6 protein-coding genes are annotated in these 5027 nt (G+C 71.5%); 4 read left to right on the forward strand and 2 right to left on the reverse strand.

Annotation, left to right across the window (positions count from 1 at the left end):
• The 4 genes from VFN12_RS01730 to VFN12_RS01745 all read left to right on the forward strand — a co-directional run.
• The coding region (locus VFN12_RS01730) for an FAD:protein FMN transferase (RefSeq protein ID WP_325116820.1) at nucleotides 1-864 on the forward strand (864 nt) is incomplete at its 5' end.
• Nucleotides 861-1448, forward strand: coding sequence for a ferric reductase-like transmembrane domain-containing protein (locus VFN12_RS01735; protein WP_325116821.1), 588 nt, complete (start codon nucleotides 861-863; stop codon nucleotides 1446-1448). The genes VFN12_RS01730 and VFN12_RS01735, both read left to right, overlap by 4 nt.
• Nucleotides 1445-2749 carry an NADH-ubiquinone oxidoreductase-F iron-sulfur binding region domain-containing protein gene (locus VFN12_RS01740; RefSeq protein WP_325116822.1) on the forward strand — a complete coding sequence of 435 codons (1305 nt, stop codon included), beginning with the start codon at nucleotides 1445-1447 and terminating at the stop codon, nucleotides 2747-2749. Before VFN12_RS01735 ends, VFN12_RS01740 begins: the two co-directional genes overlap by 4 nt.
• Complete coding sequence (locus tag VFN12_RS01745; RefSeq protein WP_325116823.1) at nucleotides 2749-2949, forward strand: ferredoxin; 201 nt, start codon at nucleotides 2749-2751, stop codon at nucleotides 2947-2949. Before VFN12_RS01740 ends, VFN12_RS01745 begins: the two co-directional genes overlap by 1 nt.
• Before the next feature lie 161 nt (nucleotides 2950-3110).
• On the opposite strand, the gene hflX is transcribed toward VFN12_RS01745, so the two are convergent.
• Both hflX and VFN12_RS01755 read right to left on the reverse strand, forming a co-directional pair.
• Entirely contained in the window at nucleotides 3111-4616 is a 1506-nt protein-coding gene (gene hflX, locus VFN12_RS01750) for a GTPase HflX (RefSeq protein ID WP_325116824.1), read from the reverse strand.
• A 44-nt stretch (nucleotides 4617-4660) separates the two neighbouring features.
• On the reverse strand, nucleotides 4661-5027 hold a 367-nt coding region (locus tag VFN12_RS01755; protein ID WP_325116825.1), incomplete at its 5' end, for an SDR family oxidoreductase.

Raw genomic sequence — 5027 nt, forward strand, 5'->3', positions numbered from 1 at the left:
GGGCTGGCCGACGCCGTCCGCCTCGCGAAGCGGGTCCTGTCCGAGATCGACGCGACCTGCAGCAGGTTCCGCGACGACTCCGACCTGACCCGGGCGAACCGGCACGCGGGCAGGTGGGTCGACGTCGACCCGCTGCTCGTCGCTGCCGTGGAGGCCGCCTGCGACGCCGCCAAGCAGAGCGGAGGCCTGGTCCACCCGCTGCTCGGCCGGCCGATGGTCCAGCTCGGCTACGACCGGGACTTCGACGAGCTGAGGGAGTCGGGTGACACCTACCAGCTCCCGTGGGTCGACCCGGGCCCCTCGCTCGACAGCTGGCAGGAGATCGGGCTCGACCACACCGGCGCCATCAAGGTTCCCGACGGCACCGCGCTCGACCTCGGCTCGGTCGGCAAGGCCTGGGCCTCCGACATGATCGCCGCCGGGATCGAGCAGGAGCTCGGACTCCCCGCGATCGTCAGCCTCGGCGGCGACATCCGGATCGCCTGCCCCGACTGGGAGCCGTGGCACGTCGCGATCTCGGAGCGCCCCGGCACCTCTGCGGACGCGCTGGTCGGCCTGGTCTGTGGCGGACTGGCCACCTCCAGCACGCAGGTCCGCCGCTGGAAGCGCGGCGGCGCCGTCCGTCACCACCTGCTCGACCCCCGCACCGGCGCACCGGCCCCCGAGGTGTGGCGCACCGTGACCGCGATCGGCTCGAGCTGCACCGCAGCGAACACCGCGAGCACCGCGTCGATCGTCCTCGGGCACGAGGCGACGGGTTGGCTCGGCGACCTGGGCGTCACCGCCCGGCTCGTCGACGGCCAGGGCAACGTCACCCGTACCGGCAACTGGCCGGCCGAGGACATGGAAAGGAGCGCAGCATGACCGCGGAGATCCTGGGCCTCGAGGGCCCGCTCCTCTGGTACCTGAACCGCAGCACCGGAGTCGTCACGATCGTCCTGCTGACGATCACCACCGTCCTCGGCGTGCTCGCCATCGGCGGGCGTCCCGCCGGCCGGGTCCCCCGCTTCGTCACCCAGGCCTTCCACCGCAACGTCGCCCTGCTCTCGATGCTGCTGCTGGTCGGCCACCTGGTCACCGCTGTGCTCGACGAGTTCGTGGAGATCAGGTGGTACGAGATGTTCATCCCGTTCGTCGGCTCCTACGAGCCGCTCTGGGTCGGCTTCGGCGCCATCGCCACCGACCTGATGATCGTCGTCATCGTGACCAGCCTGGTCCGCACCCGCATGAAGCACAACCTGTGGCGGGGCATCCACGTGAGCACCTACGCCCTGTGGGCCCTGGCCATCGGCCACGGCATCGGGGTCGGAACCGACATGACCGAGAACATGTGGCTGCTGACCGTCGTCTGCGCCATCGCCGTACCGCTCGCCGCGGCCCTTCGCCTGGGCCGTCTCCTGATCGACCGCACCTCGACCAGCTCAACCACCCCTGGAGGATTGAAGTGACCACCACCTACCTGCAGCCCCACCTGACGCGCGAGGAGGACGGCCGCCCGGCCTCTCCGGTCCCGGCGCCCAAGGAGGTGACCGTCCGTCCCGGTCCGGCATTGCTCGCCGGCATCGAGAACGGCCCTTCGCTGGCCGCGCACCGCGCCCAGTACGGCCCGATCCCGCACCTGACGGGCAAGGAGCTGCACGCCCTCGTCAAGCGGGTGCAGGTCCGCGGCCGCGGTGGCGCCGCCTTCCCGTTCGCCATCAAGCTGGAGACGATCCTCAAGGGCTCGCGCCCGATCCTGGTCGTCAACATGAGCGAGGGCGAGCTGGCCAGCGCCAAGGACCACGCGCTGGCGCTCACCCGCCCGCACCTCGTCCTGGACGGCGTGGTGGCGACCGCCAAGGCGCTGCGCACCCGCAAGGTGCACGTCGTCCTCCCCGGTGAGCGCCCGGGCGCCGCTGCCGCGATGAAGGCAGCGATCGCCGAGCGCAGCGACGGGGTGAACATCTACACCAGCACCGCCTCCTCGCGCTTCGTCGCCGGCCAGGCCCGTGCGGTCGTCGAGCTGCTCTCCGGGCGGCCCAACCTGCCGACCACGACCTGGGCCCCCGAGGCGATCAAGGGCCTCAACGGCCGCCCCACCCTGCTCAGCAACGGCGAGACCTGGGCCCGGGTCGGCCTGCTCGTCCTGCGCGGCGAGGAGGAGTACACCTCCATCGGCACCGCCGAGGAGCCCGGCGCCACCCTGCTCACGCTGAACATGCCCGGTTCGGTCCCGATCGTCGCCGAGGCGGCGTACGGCGACCGGCTGCGTGACTACATCCCGTTCGACCGGCACGGCCTCCCGGCCATGGTGGGTGGGTTCCACGGCGCCTGGGCGACGTGGGAGACCCTGGCCAGCGCCAAGGTGTCGGTCAACGGGATGCGGGCCATGGGCAGCGCGCTCGGCGCCGGCCTCGTGCTGTCGTCGCCGCAGTGCCCGGTCACGCTGACCACGCGCACGGTCGAGTACCTCGCCGGCCAGAGCGCCCAGCGCTGCGGCCCCTGCCTCAACGGGCTGCCGGCGCTCGCCAAGGCCGTGACCGCCGTCCACGACGGGGAGGGCGGCCTGGAGCGGGTCGAGCAGCTCGCCAACCTCGTCGTCCGCCGCGGGGCCTGCGCCCACCCGGACGGCACCGTCCGCCTGGTCAACTCGATGCTCTCCACGTTCGCGGACGAGGTCGAGGCCCACGCCCACGGCAGGTGCAACCTCCGTGAGGGCAGCCACCAGCTGGTCGGCGACAGCTTCACCCGGATCCTCGAGGTGGCGTGATGCCTCAGGTGCTGCGAGTCGACTGGCCCTCCTGCGAGGCCCGGGGACTGTGCCACGAGGTGCTGCCGGAGCTGGTCGACCTCGACGAGTGGGGCTACCCGATCGTCAAGGGCCCCGTGACGAAGGAGCTGATGGACCACGCCAAGGAGGCCGTCAAGGTCTGCCCGAGGCTGGCCCTCCGCATCGTCGAAGGTCGCTGACCGACCCCAGAGACTGAGCCGGATCCGCGCGGAACACCCCCGACCGCGCGGGTCCGGCTCGCCCTGTGCCCGGCCCCGCCAGCGATAGTCCCTAACGAAACCGTCGTGAACTGGCGCGATTCACGACCGTTTCGTTAGGGACTATCTCTGAATAGCGCCGCTCAGACGGCGTACGCCGCCAGCTCGCCCGCGAGGTCCTCGTTCGCGCGCCCGGAGACCAGGGTGCCGTCGGCGGTGTGCTCCATCGAGGAGATCTCGCCGTGCTGGTGCAGCCGGTTGATCAGGTCGCCACGCTCGTAGGGCAGCAGTGCGCTGAACTCCACGTCGGGCCTGGGCAGCTCGTCCTCGATGACGGCGAGGGCCTCGACGATCCCCTCGCCGGTGCGAGCGCTGACCACGACCGAGTGTGGCTCCCGCTGGCGTAGCCGCGCGACCACCATCGGGTCGGCGAGGTCGGCCTTGTTGATCACGACCACCTCGCGCACCGTGTCGGCGCCGATCTCGGCGAACACCTCGCGCACCGCGCTCAGCTGGCCCTCGGGGTCGGGGTGCGACCCGTCCACGACGTGGAGGATCAGGTCGGAGTCGGCCACCTCCTCGAGCGTGCTGCGGAACGCCTCCACCAGCTGGTGGGGCAGGTGGCGCACGAAGCCCACGGTGTCGCTCATCGTGTAGACCCGGCCGTCGGTGGTCGTCGTACGCCGCGTGGTCGGGTCGAGGGTCGCGAACAGCGAGTCGTCGACGAGCACCCCGGCGTCGGTGAGCCGGTTGAGCAGCGAGGACTTGCCGGCGTTGGTGTAGCCGGCGATCGACACGCTCGGGATGTGGTTGCGGCGGCGCTCGGCCCGCTTGGTGTCGCGGGTGCCCTTCATGTCCTTCAGCTGTCGGCGGAGCTTGGCGATGCGGGTGTTGATCCGCCGCCGGTCCGTCTCGATCTTGGTCTCACCGGGGCCACGGCCGCCGATGCCACCGCCGGCCGCGCCGACCCGGCCACCGGCCTGGCGGGAGAGCTGGCCACCCCAGCCGCGCAGCCGCTGCTTCATGTAGTTGAGCTGGGCGAGCTCGACCTGCGACTGCCCCTCCCTCGACTTCGCGTGCTGGGCGAAGATGTCGAGGATCAGGGCGGTCCGGTCGACCACCTTGACCTTGAGCCGGTCCTCGAGGTTGCGCAGCTGGCTCGGCGCGAGCTCGCCGTCGCAGATGACGGTGTCGGCCCCGGTCGCCTGGACGATCTCGCGCAGGCCGTCCACCTTGCCGCGGCCGACGTACGTCGCCGGGTCGGGCTTCTGCCGCCGCTGGTAGATCGCGTCGAGCACCTGGGAGCCGGCGGTCTCGGCGAGCAGCGCGAGCTCGGCGAGGGAGTTCTCGGCGTCCTCGACCGCGGCCGAGGTCCACACGCCGACGAGGATGACCCGCTCGAGCCGGAGCTGGCGGTACTCGACCTCGGTGATGTCCTCGAGCTCGGTCGACAGCCCGGCGACCCGTCGCAGCGCGTGCCGCTCGGCGAGGTCGTGGTCGCCCCCGGTGAGGGTCTCCTCCGGGTCGGGTTCGTCGGTCCAGGCGTCGGCCCTGTCCGACTCGAGCTCTCCTTCGGTCCAGTCGTCGGTGTCCCAGTCGCTGGTCTCGGAGAGCTCGTCGTCGAGGTTGAAGTCCGGTGCGTTCGTCATCCTGCCCCCAGCCTAGGTCGGCCGGAGGGTGCGCGCACGCCGGTTTACTTCGGTGGCATCCGGATGCCGCCGTCGACGCGGATGGTCTCGGCGTTCATGTAGGGGTTGCGTACGCACTCGACCACCATCGAGGCGAGCTCGTCGGCGTCACCGAGCCGCTTGGGGAACAGCACGCTCTCACCGAGCTTGGCCTTGAACGCCTCCGAGGCCTCGCCCTCGCCGTAGATCGGGGTGTCGATCAGGCCGGGCGCGACGGTGTTGAGCCGGATGCCCGCGGCGGAGAGGTCGCGGGCGACCGGGAGGGTCATCCCGACGATGCCGCCCTTGGAGGCGGAGTACGCCGCCTGGCCGATCTGGCCGTCGAAGGCCGCCACGCTGGCGAGGTTGACGATCGCCCCGCGCTCGCCCGAC

Origin of the sequence: Nocardioides sp. (genome assembly GCF_035703625.1) — a bacterium.
Classification (GTDB): domain Bacteria; phylum Actinomycetota; class Actinomycetes; order Propionibacteriales; family Nocardioidaceae; genus Nocardioides.